This window comes from Streptomyces sp. NPDC055506, from assembly GCF_053643595.1.
The window spans coordinates 49,816-65,040 of the sequence record NZ_JBSHKH010000039.1 but is presented as its reverse complement, the minus strand read 5'-3'; the positions used below and the strand labels follow the sequence as shown (position 1 = coordinate 65,040).

13 protein-coding genes and 1 pseudogene are annotated in these 15,225 nt (G+C 73.1%); 8 read left to right on the top strand and 6 right to left on the bottom strand.

Features of this window, described 5'->3' with window-relative positions; all coding sequences use genetic code 11:
- Nucleotides 1–17: 17 nt before the first annotated feature.
- Nucleotides 18–776, bottom strand: coding sequence for a PaaX family transcriptional regulator C-terminal domain-containing protein (locus ACWIF2_RS17455; RefSeq protein ID WP_454361289.1), 759 nt, complete (start codon nucleotides 774–776; stop codon nucleotides 18–20).
- 75 nt (nucleotides 777–851) lie between these two features.
- Here ACWIF2_RS17455 and ACWIF2_RS17450 point away from each other — a divergent pair, with 75 nt between their 5' ends.
- Entirely contained in the window at nucleotides 852–2,528 is a 1,677-nt protein-coding gene (locus ACWIF2_RS17450; protein ID WP_454361288.1) for a DNA alkylation response protein, read from the top strand.
- Between the two features lie 152 nt (nucleotides 2,529–2,680).
- Nucleotides 2,681–4,708 (top strand): HEAT repeat domain-containing protein, encoded by a 2,028-nt coding sequence (locus ACWIF2_RS17445; RefSeq protein WP_454361287.1) that lies wholly within the window; start codon nucleotides 2,681–2,683, stop codon nucleotides 4,706–4,708.
- Nucleotides 4,709–4,737: 29 nt separating this feature from the next.
- On the opposite strand, the gene ACWIF2_RS17440 is transcribed toward ACWIF2_RS17445, so the two are convergent.
- On the bottom strand, nucleotides 4,738–5,322 hold the full coding sequence (locus tag ACWIF2_RS17440; protein WP_454361286.1) for an Rv1733c family protein: 585 nt from the start codon (nucleotides 5,320–5,322) through the stop codon (nucleotides 4,738–4,740).
- A gap of 212 nt (nucleotides 5,323–5,534) precedes the next feature.
- On the opposite strand from ACWIF2_RS17440, the gene ACWIF2_RS17435 reads away from it, so the two are divergent.
- Complete coding sequence (locus tag ACWIF2_RS17435; protein ID WP_454361285.1) at nucleotides 5,535–6,692, top strand: WD40/YVTN/BNR-like repeat-containing protein; 1,158 nt, start codon at nucleotides 5,535–5,537, stop codon at nucleotides 6,690–6,692.
- A 131-nt stretch (nucleotides 6,693–6,823) separates the two neighbouring features.
- Here ACWIF2_RS17435 and ACWIF2_RS17430 read toward each other — a convergent pair whose 3' ends face one another.
- The gene (locus tag ACWIF2_RS17430; RefSeq protein WP_454361283.1) at nucleotides 6,824–7,429 is read right to left on the bottom strand and encodes a TetR/AcrR family transcriptional regulator; all 606 of its coding nucleotides are present in this window, start codon (nucleotides 7,427–7,429) and stop codon (nucleotides 6,824–6,826) included.
- Nucleotides 7,430–7,577: 148 nt separating this feature from the next.
- Here ACWIF2_RS17430 and ACWIF2_RS17425 point away from each other — a divergent pair, with 148 nt between their 5' ends.
- The 3 genes from ACWIF2_RS17425 to ACWIF2_RS17415 all read left to right on the top strand — a co-directional run bounded on the left by ACWIF2_RS17425 (nucleotide 7,578) and on the right by ACWIF2_RS17415 (nucleotide 10,749).
- Nucleotides 7,578–8,747: an FAD-dependent monooxygenase gene (locus ACWIF2_RS17425; protein ID WP_454361281.1), complete on the top strand. Its 1,170-nt coding sequence runs from the start codon at nucleotides 7,578–7,580 to the stop codon at nucleotides 8,745–8,747.
- A complete protein-coding gene (locus tag ACWIF2_RS17420) occupies nucleotides 8,744–10,189 on the top strand; it encodes an MFS transporter (protein WP_454361279.1) in 1,446 nt (481 codons plus the stop codon). The genes ACWIF2_RS17425 and ACWIF2_RS17420 overlap by 4 nt, the downstream gene beginning before the upstream one ends.
- Before the next feature lie 80 nt (nucleotides 10,190–10,269).
- Entirely contained in the window at nucleotides 10,270–10,749 is a 480-nt protein-coding gene (locus tag ACWIF2_RS17415; protein ID WP_454361277.1) for a YybH family protein, read from the top strand.
- 17 nt (nucleotides 10,750–10,766) lie between these two features.
- Here ACWIF2_RS17415 and ACWIF2_RS17410 read toward each other — a convergent pair whose 3' ends face one another.
- Nucleotides 10,767–11,444, bottom strand: coding sequence for a uracil-DNA glycosylase (locus tag ACWIF2_RS17410; protein WP_382487791.1), 678 nt, complete (start codon nucleotides 11,442–11,444; stop codon nucleotides 10,767–10,769).
- Between the two features lie 111 nt (nucleotides 11,445–11,555).
- Between ACWIF2_RS17410 and ACWIF2_RS17405 the strand changes: the two genes are divergently transcribed.
- Together ACWIF2_RS17405 and ACWIF2_RS17400 are read left to right on the top strand one after the other, a co-directional pair.
- Nucleotides 11,556–12,560 (top strand): N-acetylglucosamine kinase, encoded by a 1,005-nt coding sequence (locus ACWIF2_RS17405; RefSeq protein WP_454361275.1) that lies wholly within the window; start codon nucleotides 11,556–11,558, stop codon nucleotides 12,558–12,560.
- A 125-nt stretch (nucleotides 12,561–12,685) separates the two neighbouring features.
- Nucleotides 12,686–13,609 carry a sirohydrochlorin chelatase gene (locus ACWIF2_RS17400; protein WP_454361273.1) on the top strand — a complete coding sequence of 308 codons (924 nt, stop codon included), beginning with the start codon at nucleotides 12,686–12,688 and terminating at the stop codon, nucleotides 13,607–13,609.
- Nucleotides 13,610–13,676: 67 nt separating this feature from the next.
- Here ACWIF2_RS17400 and ACWIF2_RS17395 read toward each other — a convergent pair whose 3' ends face one another.
- Together ACWIF2_RS17395 and ACWIF2_RS17390 are read right to left on the bottom strand one after the other, a co-directional pair.
- On the bottom strand, nucleotides 13,677–14,705 hold the full coding sequence (locus ACWIF2_RS17395; RefSeq protein ID WP_454361271.1) for a lactonase family protein: 1,029 nt from the start codon (nucleotides 14,703–14,705) through the stop codon (nucleotides 13,677–13,679).
- 166 nt (nucleotides 14,706–14,871) lie between these two features.
- A pseudogene (locus ACWIF2_RS17390) lies at nucleotides 14,872–15,219 on the bottom strand (FUSC family protein); the annotation flags it as partial.
- Nucleotides 15,220–15,225 lie beyond the last annotated feature (6 nt).

Genomic DNA, 15,225 nt, shown 5'->3' with positions numbered 1-15,225 from the left:
GCGCACGGCCGTCCGCGTCATGCGCCCCGCACGCGCGCGCGGACCTCCCCGATCAGCTCCTGCCGGTAGCCGGTGTAGGCCACGCGCAGTTCGGCGCCGGGCCAGTCGGCGGGCAGGAGCCCGGGCGGCAGGACCGGATCGGCCAGCAGGTGCCGTACGACGGCGGCGAAGGCGGCCAGGCGAGCGGCGGGGCGGTGTACGTCGGCGATGTGGCCGAGCAGCGCGCGGGCCGTGGCAGACCAGGTGTCCAGCGGCCACAGGGACGCGGCCAGGTCGCGCGGGGGCCGGTCGGGGCGGGCCGTGCAGCGCTGGGACACCTGGTCCAGATCGCCGGGGAGGGCTCGGTCCAGGTTGGCGGGCCGGAGCCAGACCCCCTCACGGAGTTCGGCGAGGCGGAGTCCGGCCAGCCGGGCCCGCAGGTCGGCGCGTTCGGCGGGTCCGCGCCCCGTCGCGGTGATCACGACCATCTCCCAGTCGCCGTCCCAGGCGCGGGTACGAGGGTGCACGGCGTCGTCCTGGCGGCGCTGGCGTTCCAGCAGCCGGTCGCTGAGGCGGTAGCCGGTGTCCGTGCGCCGCAGATCACCGGCGGCCACCATCCGGCTGAGCGCCGCCCGCAGCGTGGAGCCGCCGACGTCGAAGCCCTCCAGCAGCCGCACGAGCTCCCTGGCCGTCAGTTCGGGGGGATGCGTCCCGAGCAGCAGACTCAGTACGACCGACCGCGCGGACAGGGGGCGCAGGTCGAGCGCGCCGGGCCGCGCCGGGACGTTCATCGGCATGGTCACGTACTGTACGCGGCGACATTCGGTGTTGCAGTATTGCTGCGGTCGCAGCCAGGGTGCAACACTCGGCGTATGGTCTCGACACCGGACGAACAGCATGCGTACGGCGGACCCGCCACGCACGACGTCACCAACCAGGCCCCGCCCCTCCCCCCGTACGACGGCTCCGACGACACGGCCCTGCTGGAGGGGCTGCGGCGGGAGGGTGCCGGGTGGGCCGAGGAGGACCTGCGCCGACTGGGTAGGCTGGCCGGCAGCGCCCAGGCCCAGGAGTGGGCCGATCTGGCCAACCGTCACGAGCCGGAGCTGCGCACGCACGACCGGTACGGCAACCGGGTGGACGAAGTCGAGTTCCACCCGAGCTGGCACCACCTGATGCGCACCGCGGTCACGGAGGGACTGGCCGCGTCACCCTGGGCGGACGACAGGCCCGGCGCGCATGTCGCCCGGTCCGCCGGCGGACTGGTCTGGGGGCACACCGAGGCCGGTCACGGCTGTCCGACGTCGATGACCTACGCGGCGGTCCCCGCGCTGCGCAGGCAGCCGGAGCTGGCGAAGGTCTACGAGCCGCTGCTGACGAGCCGGGAGTACGAGCCCGGCCTCCGGGTGCCCACGGAGAAGCGGGGCCTGCTGGCGGGCATGGGGATGACGGAGAAGCAGGGCGGCTCCGACGTCCGCTCGAACACCACGACGGCCACGCCGACGGCCGAGCCCGGGGTGTACACCCTGCGCGGACACAAGTGGTTCACCTCGGCGCCGATGTGCGACGTGTTCCTCGTGCTGGCGCAGGCCCCTGGCGGCCTGTCCTGCTTCCTGGTGCCGCGTGTGCTGCCCGACGGCACCCGCAACACCTTCCGCATCCAGCGGCTGAAGGACAAGCTTGGCAACCGCTCCAACGCCTCCTCCGAGCCCGAGTTCGACGGGACCGTGGCCTGGCTGGTCGGGCCCGAGGGCCATGGCGTCAAGACCATCATCGAGATGGTCAACTGCACGCGTCTCGACTGCGTGATGATGTCGGCCGCGTTGATGCGCAAGTCCCTCGTCGAGGCGGGGCACCACGCGCGCCACCGCAGCGCGTTCGGCGCCCGGCTGGTGGACCAGCCGCTGATGCGCAATGTGCTGGCCGATCTGGCGCTGGAGTCCGAGGCCGCCACCACGCTCACCCTGCGGCTGGCCGGGGCGGCCGACCGGGCGGTCCGCGGAGACGACGCGGACGGGGCGGAGGCCGCGTTCCGCCGGATCGCCACCGCCGTCGGCAAGTACTGGGTGACCAAGCGGGGTCCGGCCTTCACCGCGGAGGCCCTGGAGTGCCTCGGCGGCAACGGCTACGTCGAGGACTCGGGCATGCCCCGGCTCTACCGCGAGGCTCCCCTGCTGTCGATCTGGGAGGGCTCGGGGAACGTCAACGCCCTCGACGTGCTGCGGGCGCTGAGCCGCGAACCGGGCACCGCCGAGGCGCTGTTCGGCGAGCTGGACCTGGCCCGGGGCGCGGACGCCCGGCTGGACGCGGCGGTGAGCCGGCTCAGGAACCGGCTGCCCGAGGCGTCGCAGACGACGGCCCGCCGGCTCGTGGAACAGATGGCCCTGACGCTCCAGGCCTCCCTCCTCGTCCGGCACGCCCCGCCGGCGGTCGCCGACGCGTTCTGCGCGAGTCGGCTCGGGGGCGACTGGGGACAGACGTTCGGGACGCTGCCGGAGACGGCGGGCCTCGACGCGATCCTGGAACGCGCGCTGCCCGACGGGGACTGAACGGGACCGAACCACCGCTCCCCGGCGAGGGACTGAGCTGTCGTCAGCCAACGGGCGCACAGATCGCGCACCGTCATCGCCCGATTCCGCTTCGTTGTCAGTGCCGTGGTGCAGACTCCCCGTCAGTTGGTACTTCGCCTGGGGAGGACAACGTGTTCAGGGGGATCGACGAGGTCGACTGGGCCTCGCTGCGGCATGCGTACGGCAGCGCGGAGGACGTGCCCGGACTACTGCGGGGACTGGCCTCCGCCGACCCGGCCGAGCGAGAGAGCGCGCTCGACGGGATGTACGGCGCCGTGCACCACCAGGGAGGTGTGTACGACGCGACGCTCGCCTGTGTTCCGTTCCTCCTCGCGCTCGCCGTCCGGGAGGAGGTGCGGGACCGGGCGGGGGTCGTGGAACTCCTCGTCAGCATCGGCGACATCGCAGGTGACGAAGGCGCCTCGGAAGAGAACGCCGCGAGGGCCCGTGCCGCGCTGTACGCGGGTGCCGATGTCTTCGTGCGGCTCGCGGGGGACGCGGACGCCGGGGTTCGCCGGGCGGCTCCGGGCGCGCTCGTGCGGTTCCTGGGCCCACCGGCCCGGGTGCTCGCCCTGTTGCGGGAGCGGATCGCCGTGGAGCGGGACGACCGGGTTCTGCTCGCCCTGGCCGCGAGCCTGGGCCTGTTCGTGGAGCGGCACCAGGAGCACGCTTCCGGGGCGGTGGACCTGCTGGCGGAGTTGAGCGGCCCCCCGTACGGCCCGGGGCTGCGGCTCGCAGCGCTCGGCCAGCTGGCCGGATGCGCGCCGGAGCTACTTCCCGCCAATCTCGTACCGGCCGTCGTCCGGTTGCTCAGGGACAGATCCGGGGAGCACACCCGCACGGGCCACGCGGGCGACCGTCCCGGCCCGGACACGCTCGCCGACCGGCTGCGGCGCCTGCGCCCCTCGGACGAGGAGGGCTCCCAGCTGATGCGGACGCTGCACTCCGCGCTCGGCGGCCGGGTCACCGACCGGGTCGCCCTGCTGTGCGGGCAGTTGACGAGCCCCGATCCCCTCGACCGGTGCAACGCCGTGTGGATGTCGGCCGGGCTGTTCCGTGAGTGGCGTACCGGCGGCGCTGAGCCTGTCACCCTCATCGGTGCCCAACTGGGCTCCGAGGAAGGCCGGTTGCACGATGCGGCGGTCGCCGTCCTGGTGGAGCTCTTCGAGCTGGCCGTGCCTGCGGCGGACCATCTCCACGCGCTGGTGACCGGCCGTCCCGAGTTTCGCGTACGGCACGGGGAGCGGGGCGGGCCGACGCTGGGCGGGCCGCTCAAGGCCCTGGCCAGGACGGGGGATCCACGGGCCACGCCGGTGCTGTCCGAGGTGCTGGCGGGCCCGGTCGTGCCGGACGACCTGGGCTACGCGATACCCCACCTGGGGCAGGCGGCCTCGCCGCTCGCTCCCGCTCTACGGCGCCGGCTCGCCCGCGTTCCGCTCGACGGCCCCGACACACACAAGAGGGCCGCTCCCCTGCTGTCGGCGCTCACGGCGCTGGGCGACGCCGAGTCCATACCTGCGGTGTCACGCCTCCTGCGCGGCATGCCGGACGGGCCGCGGCCGCGCGACGCCGTCGCGGGGGCGGCGGCCCGTGCCCTCGGCGCGTTCGGCAGGGCCGCGTACGAGGCGGTACCGGATCTGCGAGGGCTGCTGGAGACGGACCGCGCCGTCGCGGCGGCGGAGGCGCTGTGGTCGATCACGGGCGAGCCGGACGCCGTGCTGCCCGCGCTGCTCCGGGAGTTGACGGACAACGGCGGCGACCGGCGGCGCCGCGCGGCCGCCGCGGACGCGCTCGCGCGACTGGGACCGGCGGCCCGCCCTGCCCTGCCCGGGCTGCGGCGGCTGGCCGGCTCGGGCGACGCACGGGAGCGGGCCACGGCCGCGTGCGCGGTGTGGCGGATCGCCGGGGAGCCGGAACAGCTCCTTCCCGTCCTCCGCTCCGCGTGGGCGGAGGATCCGCGCACCCGCACGACGGTCGCCGGGTGCGTGGCGGCCCTGGGGCCCGCGGGAGCGCCCCTGCACGACCTGCTCCGAACGGAGCTCGCGTCCCCGCGACGGCACCGGGCCGACGCCCGCGGCTACGGCAGCCACGACATCCACGAGGACGAGGGGTTGCTGCGGGTGTGCCGAGAGGCGCTGGCCGCGGTGGGAGACGGGTAGGTGAGATCCGTCGGCGGCCTCCCCGAGCCTCACCCCGCCGTACGGCCCCACATCGGCCCGAAGCGGGACCACTCGGCGTCCCACTGGTCCATCCGGCCGCGTTCCAGCCGGCGGCACAGCGCCCGGCCGCCGACGAGCGGCAGGGCCGCGGCGCCGATACCCGCCAGGCTGCCGATCAGGAAGGCCCGCACATGGGCCTGGGACTCGGTGACGGGGCGGGTCACCTGGCGGCCCTCGGGGTCCGTCCACACCGTGACCGGTGTCCCGGCGGCGCTGCCCGCGGGGACCCGCAGCTGTCCGGAGTGCGCGGAGCCGTCCACAGCGGTCCACGTCGCCTTCGCCCACACCTGCTCGGTACGGGACACGCCGCCGTTCTCCAAGGCCCTCCCGGGAGCCCGCTCGTCCAGCCGGGCCACGAGGGGCCGCCACTCGACACGCTCCTGGGCCAGCCCGTCCTCGACGGACCGGCTCACCGTCGTGCCGGCCAGCATCCCGACGAACGCGGTGAGCGTCCACACGCCCAGCACGACCCACGCCTCAACCCTGTCGGCGCGGCGCTTGAGCGGATTGCGCCGCCAGCGCCACAGCCACACCTTCGGACCTCGTAACGCCATCGAAGGCATCCTCCTCATGCGCGCATGACCATCCCGCCGCCCTCTGCATACGGAAGACGGCCCCTGGATGCTCACTGCACCTACTCCGGCGTGACGGCCCCCACGCCGCCCGGCCCGTGCGGCGGCCCCCGGCACGCGCTCCGCCGAACCCCCGCGGCGGCCCTCGACACCCGCCTGACCTGCGTCGGAGCCGGTTCCAGAGGTGACTGTCAGTGGTGGGGTGCAGACTGGCCGGTGTCAGAGACGAGGGCGTCAAAGACGACGCCGCGGAGGTGATCGGCATGGCCGAGGTACTGCTCGCCGTGGGCACGCGCAAAGGCCTCTTCATCGGGCGCCGGCGGGGTGGCGGCGCCTGGGAGTTCGACGAGAGTCCCTACTTCAACGCGCAGGCCGTGTACTCGGTCGCCATCGACACCCGGGGCGCGACCCCTCGGCTGCTGGCCGGAGGCGACAGCGCGCACTGGGGCCCTTCCGTGTTCCACTCCGACGATCTCGGCCGCACCTGGACCGAACCGGCGCACCCCGCCGTCAAGTTCCCCAAGGACACGGGGGCGTCCCTGGAGCGGGTGTGGCAGCTGCACCCGGCGGCCGCCGAGCCGGACGTGGTGTACGCGGGCACGGAACCGGCCGCGCTGTACCGCTCGGAGGACCGCGGGGAGACGTTCGAGCTGGTCCGGCCCCTGTGGGAGCATCCCACCCGGTCGAAGTGGGTGCCGGGCGGCGGCGGTGAGGGGCTGCACACGGTGCTCACCGACGCGCGCGATCCGAAGGCCGTGACGGTCGCCGTCTCGACAGCCGGGGTGTTCCGCACACTGGACGGCGGCGCGAGCTGGGCGCCTTCCAACTCGGGTGTCTCGGCGGTGTTCCTGCCCGACCCGAACCCGGAGTTCGGCCAGTGCGTGCACAAGGTCGCGCGGGACGCGGTGAGCCCGGACCGGCTGTACCTGCAGAACCACTGGGGTGTGTACCGCAGCGACGACGCGGGCGCGCACTGGACGGACATCGGCGAGGGACTGCCGTCCACGTTCGGTTTCGCGGCGGTCGCGCACCCGCACCGAGGTGACACGGCGTATGTGTTCCCGATCAATGCCGACGCCGATCGGGTCCCGGCCGACCACCGGTGCCGCGTCTACCGGACGGCGGACGCGGGCAAGAGCTGGGAGCCCCTCTCGGCGGGGCTGCCCCAGGAGGACCACTACGGCACGGTGCTGCGCGACGCGATGTGCACGGACGACGGCGATCCGGCGGGTGTTTATTTCGGCAACCGCAACGGCGAGGTGTTCGCGTCCGCGGACGACGGCGACACATGGCAGCAGCTCGCCTCGCATCTGCCGGACGTGCTGTGCGTGCGGGCCGCGACCGTCGGATAGCCAGGGGCCCTGGGCGTCACCGAGCCCGCTCGCGCTCCTCGGCGTAGCGGGCCGGCCCTTCCGCCATGCCCCGCACGAACTTCTGTCCCGGCGACCGGGCGGGGGCCGCTGAGCATCTATATGACGGGCGCTCAGGTATGTGATGCCGTGGCCCGGATGCCGGCGAGCACCACACAGACGATGCGCTCCGCGTCCGCGCGGGTGAACGGGCGCATGCCGCGATTGACGATGAGGTGCACCGGGCCGGAGATCATCTCGCCGAGGAAGCCACTGTCGACCGGGGGAAGTTCGCCCCTGTCGACGGCGGTGTCCACCCGTCGCCGCAGGGCGGCCACACGCTGGTCGAGGATCTTGGTCAGCGCTTCGACGGCTGCGCTCTGGCGGGCGGGCTGGAGGGCCTGTTCGAGGGTCCGGCCGAACGGCGTTTCCAGGCCACCGGCGAGCGCCAGCAGGAAGTCCGCCAGGTCCCGGTGGATGTCGCCGGTGTCGGCGACCGATGCGAGGTCCTCGGCGTAGCGCACCAGGGCTTCGACCACCAGTTCCTCACGGTCGGGCCAGTTGCGGTAGACGCTGGTCTTGTGCACGCCGGCGAACTCGGCGACCTCCTCGTAGCGGAAGCCCGCGATGCCGTCGCGCGCCACGAGTTCGACCGTCGCGGCGAGGATCTGCGATCTCACCCGGGCGTTGCGGCCACCGGGGCGCCGCGCGGGCGACCGGTCAGCGGTCCCGTCGGCCATCGCCGCGCTCACCTCCTGTTTCTCTGCTCGGGTGCCGATTGTCGTCAGGTGCGGCGTTGCGGTGCAAGCCGGTGGTAAGTAAGCTTGCTAAAAGCGACAGATTGTTTCTTTAAGTGTCGCCCACCTCAGCGAAACCTGGAGCGCCCACGTGAAGATCCTTGTCTCCGGAGCCGGTATCGCCGGGCTCGCCTGCGCACTTGAGCTAGGCACCCGCGGCCATGACGTCACCGTTGTCGAGTACGCCCGACAGCTCCGGCTCACCGGCACACCCATCGACATCCGCGGTGACGCGATCGAGGCCGTGGACAGAATGGGGCTGCTCGCGAAGATCCAGAAGCAACGGGTCCGGATGTCCGAGCGCACCCAGTTCGTCGACAGCGCGGGCGAGCCGGTGGCCCGGATCCCGATGGCGGAGATCAGCGACTCCGACGACGACATCGAGCTCCTCCGCGAGGACCTCGTGCGCATCCTCGCCGGAGCGCTCCCGGACACCGCGTCGATCCGCTTCGGCGACTCGATCGAGACCCTGACCGACGGCGGCGGGAGCGGGGCCGGTGTCGATGTGCACTTCGCATCGGGCCGCACCGGGCGGTACGACCTGGTGCTCGGCGCCGACGGCCAGCACTCCGCGGTCCGCAGGCTGGTGTTCGGGCCCGAGGAGGACTACCTCCGGCACCTGGGTGTCTATTTCGCCCTCGCCGACCATCCCGGCGAGGCCTTGTCCGAAGGCGCCAACTCGATCTACAACGTCCCCAGTCGAATGGCGGGCGTCTTCCGGTACAACGGCAAGGCCGTCGCGGTCTTCCAGTTCCGCTCGGAGCCCATCGACTACGACCACCACGACCTGGAGTCCCAGAAGAAGATCCTCGTCGAAGCCTTCGCGGGCCACCGGTCGTGGCGGATACCGGAGTTGCTCGATGCCGCCCTCGCCGATCCTGGTTTCTACTTCACCTCCGCGAGCCAGATCCACCTGCCCTCCTGGCACTGCGGCCGCGTCGCCCTCGTCGGGGACGCCGGGTACAGCCCGGCCTTCCTGTCCGGCCGGGGCACCTCACTCGCGCTCACCGGCGCCCGCTTCCTCGCCGAGGAACTCGAACGGTGCGGCGACGACCACACCGCCGCGTTCGCACGGTACGAGGCCCGGCAGCGCCCGTACGTCACCTTCGCCCAGAACCGTGTCCACAGCGGTCGCGACCGCATGCTGCCGACCACCTGGGCCGCCATCGCCGCCCGCAACGAGGCGCTGCGAGGGATGCGCACAACGCCCGACGGCCCTCAGCAGACCACCCCCCGACGCGCTGGAGAGAACGCAGAGTGAACGACACACTGGAAAAGCCCGCCCCTCGCGCCCAGGAGCAACGCTGGAGCAGGCAGCTCATCCTCTGGGCGGCCGTTCTCACCCTCGCCAACGTCCTGGCCGACGTGGTCATCGGCTCGCCCATGATGGTCCTGCCCCAGTTATTGGAGCATTTCGACACCGACCAGGCCGCCTGGCTGAACGCGAGCGCGATGCTGGCCGGGGCCATCTGGTCACCGCTGCTCGCCAAGAGCTCCGACATCTTAGGCAAGCGCCGGATCCTCATCGCCACGCTGCTCCTCGCCTGCGCGGGAGCGCTGGTCTGCCTCGTGGCCCCCAACGTCTGGGTCTTCCTGGTGGGGCGCTTCCTCCAAGGCGCCGCCTTCGCCGCGGTCTTCCTCACGGTGGCCCTCGCACGCCAGATCTGCACCCCGCGGGTGGCGATGGCCCTGGTCGGGCTCGTGACGTCCGGCTCGTCGATCGTCGGAATCATCGAGCCGTTCCTGATGCAGCCGGTCATCGATGCGTTCGGCTACCGGAGCGTGTTCATCGTGGCGGCGCTGCTCGCCGCGGCGGCCGCGCTCTGCGTGCGGTCCTTCATCCCGGAGTCGCCGATCCGCGGCACCGGCCGGATCGACGTCGGCGGGGCGTTCCTGCTCGGCGGCGGCCTCGGCGCGGTACTGGCCTACACCAGCCTCGGGGCCGACCTCGGATGGCTGTCCGCGGGCATGCTCACGCTGCTGGCTGCCGGTGCCGCCGCGTTGGCCGGCTGGGCGTTCCTCGCGCTGCGGGTCGACGAACCCATCATCGACATCCGGGGCCTCAGCGGCCCGATCCTGCTGACGCTGCTGGCCCTGGTGCTGGCGGCTGGCTCCTTCCGGAGCATGCTGCAGCTGACGGGCATCATCGCCCAGGTCCCCTCCGAACTGGGGCTCGGGTACGGGCTGGGCGACGGAGAGGCGGTCGCGGTGCTGCTCGCCGCACCCAATCTCGGCATCGTGATCGGCGGCACCTGCGCGGGATGGATCGCGGGGCGGTTCGGTCCCGCACTGCCCCTCCTCGGCGGCATCGCCGTCGGGACGGTGGCGACCTTCGCGATGCTGGCGGGCGTATCGGTACTTCCGCTGGCGGTCGCCTGCGGCGCCATGCTCGGCATGGCCGCCGGCGCGATCGGCGCCTCCGGCTACAACCTGGCGACGGACATCGAAGCGCCGGAGCGGCAGGGCACGATCGCCGGTCTGGTGTCGGTCGTACTCGCCCTCGGCTCGGTCGTCTTCAACTTCGCCGGGGGCGAGGTGCTCAAGGCGACGGTTGTTCCCGGGACCTCCGCCGACGGCGCCCCCGTGAGCACGGCGACCGGCGTGTACCTCTACGTCGCGATGGCGGGAGTGCTCTTCGTCCTCGCCGCGGTGCCCGCGATCATGCTGGCACGCGACCGGCGGGCACGGCGTGGGTGGGAGTGACGGACCCTCCCTGGCTTTCGCCCACGGCCCTAGCGTCGAGTCATGAACGCTGAACAATTGATCGCGGACCTGCACGGCCGGTGGTGTTCGGCTGGGAACGCAACGCGGGGGACGCGCCGTTCGACTTCCGGCGCACCTTCGGCGAGTTCTACGACTTCGGCTCTCCGGACGTCCGCCTCTACGACGACTTCGACCCCGATCAGCGGGTGGCGACCACAGCCGCCGGCTACGGCTCGATCTGGGAGCCCGGCTTTCGCGCGATGGTCTCCGCGCATCATGCCGTCGACGACGGCCCGCACGTCATCGCGGGCCACGATCTGGCCGCGTCCACCCTGACATTCGTAGCGCGGATCACCCTGCCCGACGGCGCCACGGACATCCGCACCACGACCTCACTGGTCTGGCACCGAACGCCGGACGGCTGGCGGATCGTCCGCGAGCACAACTCGACCAAGGTCCTGCCCGCGGGAACCCTCGACGGCGTGCTGCCCGGCGCGGGCCGCGGCTCCGTTTCGGGTTCCGATGGCGCCCCTGAATGTCCTGTGCGCGCCGCATCATGAGGAACGCCCCGGGCGGCCTACGGCAGGCGCCACTCCACCGGCGCGCTCCCCTGCCGCAGCAGCAGATCGTTGGCCCTGCTGAACGGACGCGAACCGAAGAAGCCGCGGTCCGCCGACATCGGCGAGGGATGAGCCGACTCGATCGCCGGGAGGTCTCCCAGAAGTGGCCGCAGATTGCGCGCGTCACGCCCCCACAGGATGGACACCAGGGGCTTGCCGCGACCCGCCAGGGCCCGGATCGCCTGCTCGGTGACCTCTTCCCAGCCCTTGCCCCGGTGCGCGCCGGGCTTGCGCGGGGCGGTGGTGAGCGCCCTGTTGAGGAGCAGCACCCCTTGCTGCGACCATGGCGTCAGATCGCCGTTGGACGGACGGGGCAGCCCCAAGTCCGTATGCATTTCGCGGAAGATGTTCTCCAGGCTGCCCGGCAGCGAACGCACCTCGGGCGCCACCGCGAAGCTCAGCCCGATGGCCATCCCCGGCGTGGGATAGGGATCCTGGCCGACGATGAGGACGCGGACGTCGTCGAAGGGCTGCTGGAAGGCCCGCAGGACATTCGCCCCGGCCGGGAGGTAGGTCCGGCCGGCCGCTATCTCGGCCCGCAGGAAGTCCCCCATCACGGCGATACGTTCGGCCACAGGTTCCAGGGCCTTCGCCCAGCCCGCTTCGACAAGTTCATGCAAGGGTCGTGGTGCCACAGCGCGTCACCCTACTGGCACACAACCGGTCCCCGCACAAGCACAGAACCCCTCACGCCCGTACGCCGCCCTCGGGGCTACGCTCTTCCTTCCGAGAAGGAGGGGAGCCCGTTGCGTCCAGTGACCGTGACCGGAGCGTCGGAGGGATCCGGGTTTCTCGCCGTGGACTCCGGCGGGTCCGGGCTGCGGGCCGTGCTGGGAACGGCCGGGCGCGGGCCGCTGGCCCGGCGGGAGTCGGCGGAACCGGTCCGCACGGGCGGCGACCGGGGCATCGACCCCGAGCACTTCATGGCCCGGCTGATGCCCTTGGTGCGCGCGCTGACCGCGGAGGCCGGGCCGGTGCGGTTGACCACTGTCGTCATCGGCGCCGCCGGGCTCGCCTCCCTGGGTGAGGCGCTGCGCGCCGAACTGCCGGGTGCCCTGGCCCGGGAGCTGGGGGTACGGAGGATCGCGCTGGCCGCCGACGCCGTGACGGCGTACGTGGGTGCCCTCGGGCCGCGCCCCGGTGCCGTGGTCGCCGGCGGTACGGGTCTGATCGCGATCGGCACCGACCTGACCGGCTGGCGTCGCGCGGACGGCTGGGGGCATCTGCTGGGCGACTGCGGGGGCGGCGCCTGGATCGGGCGGGCCGGTCTCGAGGCGGCGCTGCGCGCCCATGACGGGCGCGAGGGCGGCTCCGCCTCGCTGCTGGCGAGCGCCGAGGAGGTGTTCGGGCCCTTGGCCGGGCTGCCCGGTCGGCTGTATCCGCGGCCGGACCGGCCCGCCGTCCTCGCCTCCTTCGCACCCCACGTGGCCGCCTGCTCCGAGGGGGACCCCGTCGCGGCGGGCATTCTGCGCGCGGCCGCACGGCACATGGCCGACTCCGCGGCAGCCGTGTGCCCCTCCGGCGGCGAGCCCCGTGTCGCCGTCACCGGCGGCCTGTTCAGACTGGGCGATCCGCTCCTCGGGCCTGTGGACGAGGAACTGGCGCGGCGGCTCCCGCACGCACAGCGGGTACCGGCCGAGGGCGACCCGCTGCACGGCTCCGTGCGCCTGGCGACCGAGCTGAGCACCGGTGCCCTCACGCTGCCGGGTGACGGGACGATGCTGTCCGTGACAACCCTTTCGGGTGAATAATCCGACCCTCATGATCCGTACGTAACTCAATCCGTACGTAACTCATCAGACAAAACCGGACGTATACCGCTCACCTGCACCCTCCCCGAACAGGAGAGCCCAGGAAACCAGTAACATGCGGCGCCATGAGTTCCCCCACTGGACCCGAGTCCGGCCTGCCAGTACGAATGCCGCGACCCCGCCAGCCGGGACGGCACCGCCGCCCCGAGCCGCTGGTGGCTCCCGAGGGCGCGCCCGCGCTCGTCCTCGCCGTGCCGGGCACGCCCAGTAGCGCCACGCGCAGCCTCGCCGAGGAGGTCGTGAGCATCGCCCGCTCCGAGCTGCCCGGCCTCGACGCCCGGATCGGGTACCTCGACGGGGACAACGCGGAGTTCTTCACGCTCCAGGCCGTGCTCGCGCACGCCGCCGAGGAGCGCACCGCACGCTTCGAGCAGGCGCGTGCCGCCGGCATGGACGTCCGGGAGCCCGACGGGCCCGTCGCCGTCGTCGTGCCGCTGCTCGCCGGCCCGGACAGCGCGCTGCTGCGCCGAGTCCGCCAGGCCGTCATGGAGAGCCATATCGCCGCGGAGCTGACCGATGTCCTCGGCCCGCACCCGCTGCTCGCCGAGGCGCTGCACGTGCGGCTCTCCGAGGCCGGTCTGGCCCGCGCGGACCGCGCCCGCCTGTTCACCGTGGCGACCGCCGCGGACGGCATCATCCTGGCCTCCGTGGGCGGTGACGAGGCCGTGCAGGCGGCCGGGATCACCGGCATGCTGCTGGCCGCGCGCCTGGCGGTGCCGGTCATGGCCGCGGCCCTGGACCAGGAGGGCTCCATCGCGTCCGTCGCCGAGCAGCTCCGCTCCTCGGGCTCACAGCAGCTGGCCCTCGCGCCGTATCTGATCGGCCCGGAGATCGAGCCGGGTCTGGTCGAGGAGGCGGCCAAGGAGGCGGGCTGCTCCGCGGCGGAGTCGCTCGGGCCGTACCCGGCGATCGGGAAGCTGGCGCTGGCGAAGTACACGACGGCGTTGGGCATCACGCCGCAGCAGGTTCAGCAGACGCCGGCACGCTGACGCGCCCTGTGCATGACTGAGTGGGCCCGCTCCGGTTCGGGGCGGGCCTTCGCCGTAGGGGTGTCGATCAGCCGATGACCACGCACGACGCCGCCGTCACCCTCATCGAGCCCCCTCGTCGCGGGACGCCCGTGCGCGGGTCGGTGGCGAACCAGGTCACATCGCCTGAGCGTTCGTTGGCCACGTACAGGAAGCCGTCGGACGCGGTCAGGGCGCGTGGCCAGTGGCCGCCGCAGGGCACCGTTGTGACCAGGTGCAGGTCCTCCCCCTCGACGGCGAACACGGACAGGACGTCCTCGCCTCGGGTGGCGGTCCATACGAAGCGGCCGTCGGGTGAGGTGGCGATCCCCGAGGGGTAGGCGTCGCGCGCCGGTGCGCCCGGCAGGACCGGGGCCTCGGTCAGCGGTGTCAGCACGCCTTCCGCCGCGTCCCAGCGGCAGACGGTGACGGAGGGGCTGAGTTCGTTGACGACGTAGGCGTACGAGCCGTCCGGGTGGAAGGCCAGGTGGCGGGGCCCGGAGCCGGGCCGCAGGGCGGTCTCCCGGTGCAGGACCGGGGCACCGTCGGCCAGCGTGCACACCCGCACCGAGTCGGTGCCGAGATCGACGCTGACGGCCCAGCGCCCGCTCGGGTCGGGCTGCACCTGGTGGGCGTGCGGCCCGAGCTGGCGCGGGGTGTGCGGTCCCCCTCCGGTGTGCTGGAGCACGCCGGAGGCGGACCTCGCGAGCGTGCCATCGGGCCGGACGGGGACGGCGGTGACACTGCCCGAGCCGTAGTTGGCGGTCAGGACGTGTCCGGCGTACAGACCGAGGTGGGTCGGCCCGCCGGCGTCGACCGGCACGGGCGGTCCGGCCGGCTCGGGCTTGTCCCCCGTCACGCGGTACGCGGCCACCGCGCCCGCTGCCGTCTCACTGACCGCGTACAGCGTGTCCCCGTCGGACGCGAGGGCGAGGTAGGCCGGGTCGGGGACGACGTTCACGCTGCTCAGGAAGGTCAGCGCGCCGCTGTCGGCATCGACGGCCGCCGTCACGACGCCGGGGCCGCCGGCCGCCGTGAACGACCCGATGAACGCCCGCCGCCTGCTGCCGTCCGCCATCGCTGTGCCCTTTCGTCCCTGAGCCGTCCGGAATGACCGCGCGGTCGATCATGCGCGGTCTAGACCAACGGGTCAAGAGGGTGCGGCGGCTCGTCGCTCAGGTGCCGACGAGTCGCTCAGGCGCCGACCAACGGGGAGCCCGCGGTGTCCGCAGCGGCCTGGCGAGCTAAGCGAGGGCCCGTTCCAGGCCGTGCAGATGAGCCAGGACCGGCTCCGTCGCGGACGGTCCGTCCGGCTGGACCAGGACGTCGCCGCCCTGGGTGAGCGCCTGGACCGCGGCCTCCACGCGCCGGGCAGGCGGTGCCCAGGCGGGCGTCGTGGGAGGCCCCCGGGTCGGCGGCGACGGCGACCAGGCCGCGGACCTCCCGGGCGCAGTCGTCGAGGAGGGCGAGCACATGCCGCGCCCGCCGCGCAGGGCCCGCTGGATCCAGGCGTCGGTGACGCTGTGGGTGGTGACGGGCAGGACGAGGATCACGGCGAGTGCGGCGCCGAGCGCCCCGACGCCCGTCTCGGCGGAGGG

Bases quoted from the DNA above. Each gene is read 5' to 3' on its own strand.
- ACWIF2_RS17455 (WP_454361289.1), bottom strand. From the start codon at position 776: ATGCCGATGAACGTCCCGGCGCGGCCCGGCGCGCTCGACCTGCGCCCC.
- ACWIF2_RS17450 (WP_454361288.1), top strand. From the start codon at position 852: ATGGTCTCGACACCGGACGAACAGCATGCGTACGGCGGACCCGCCACG.
- ACWIF2_RS17440 (WP_454361286.1), bottom strand. From the start codon at position 5,322: ATGGCGTTACGAGGTCCGAAGGTGTGGCTGTGGCGCTGGCGGCGCAAT.
- ACWIF2_RS17430 (WP_454361283.1), bottom strand. From the start codon at position 7,429: ATGGCCGACGGGACCGCTGACCGGTCGCCCGCGCGGCGCCCCGGTGGC.
- ACWIF2_RS17400 (WP_454361273.1), top strand. From the start codon at position 12,686: ATGAGTTCCCCCACTGGACCCGAGTCCGGCCTGCCAGTACGAATGCCG.
- ACWIF2_RS17395 (WP_454361271.1), bottom strand. From the start codon at position 14,705: ATGGCGGACGGCAGCAGGCGGCGGGCGTTCATCGGGTCGTTCACGGCG.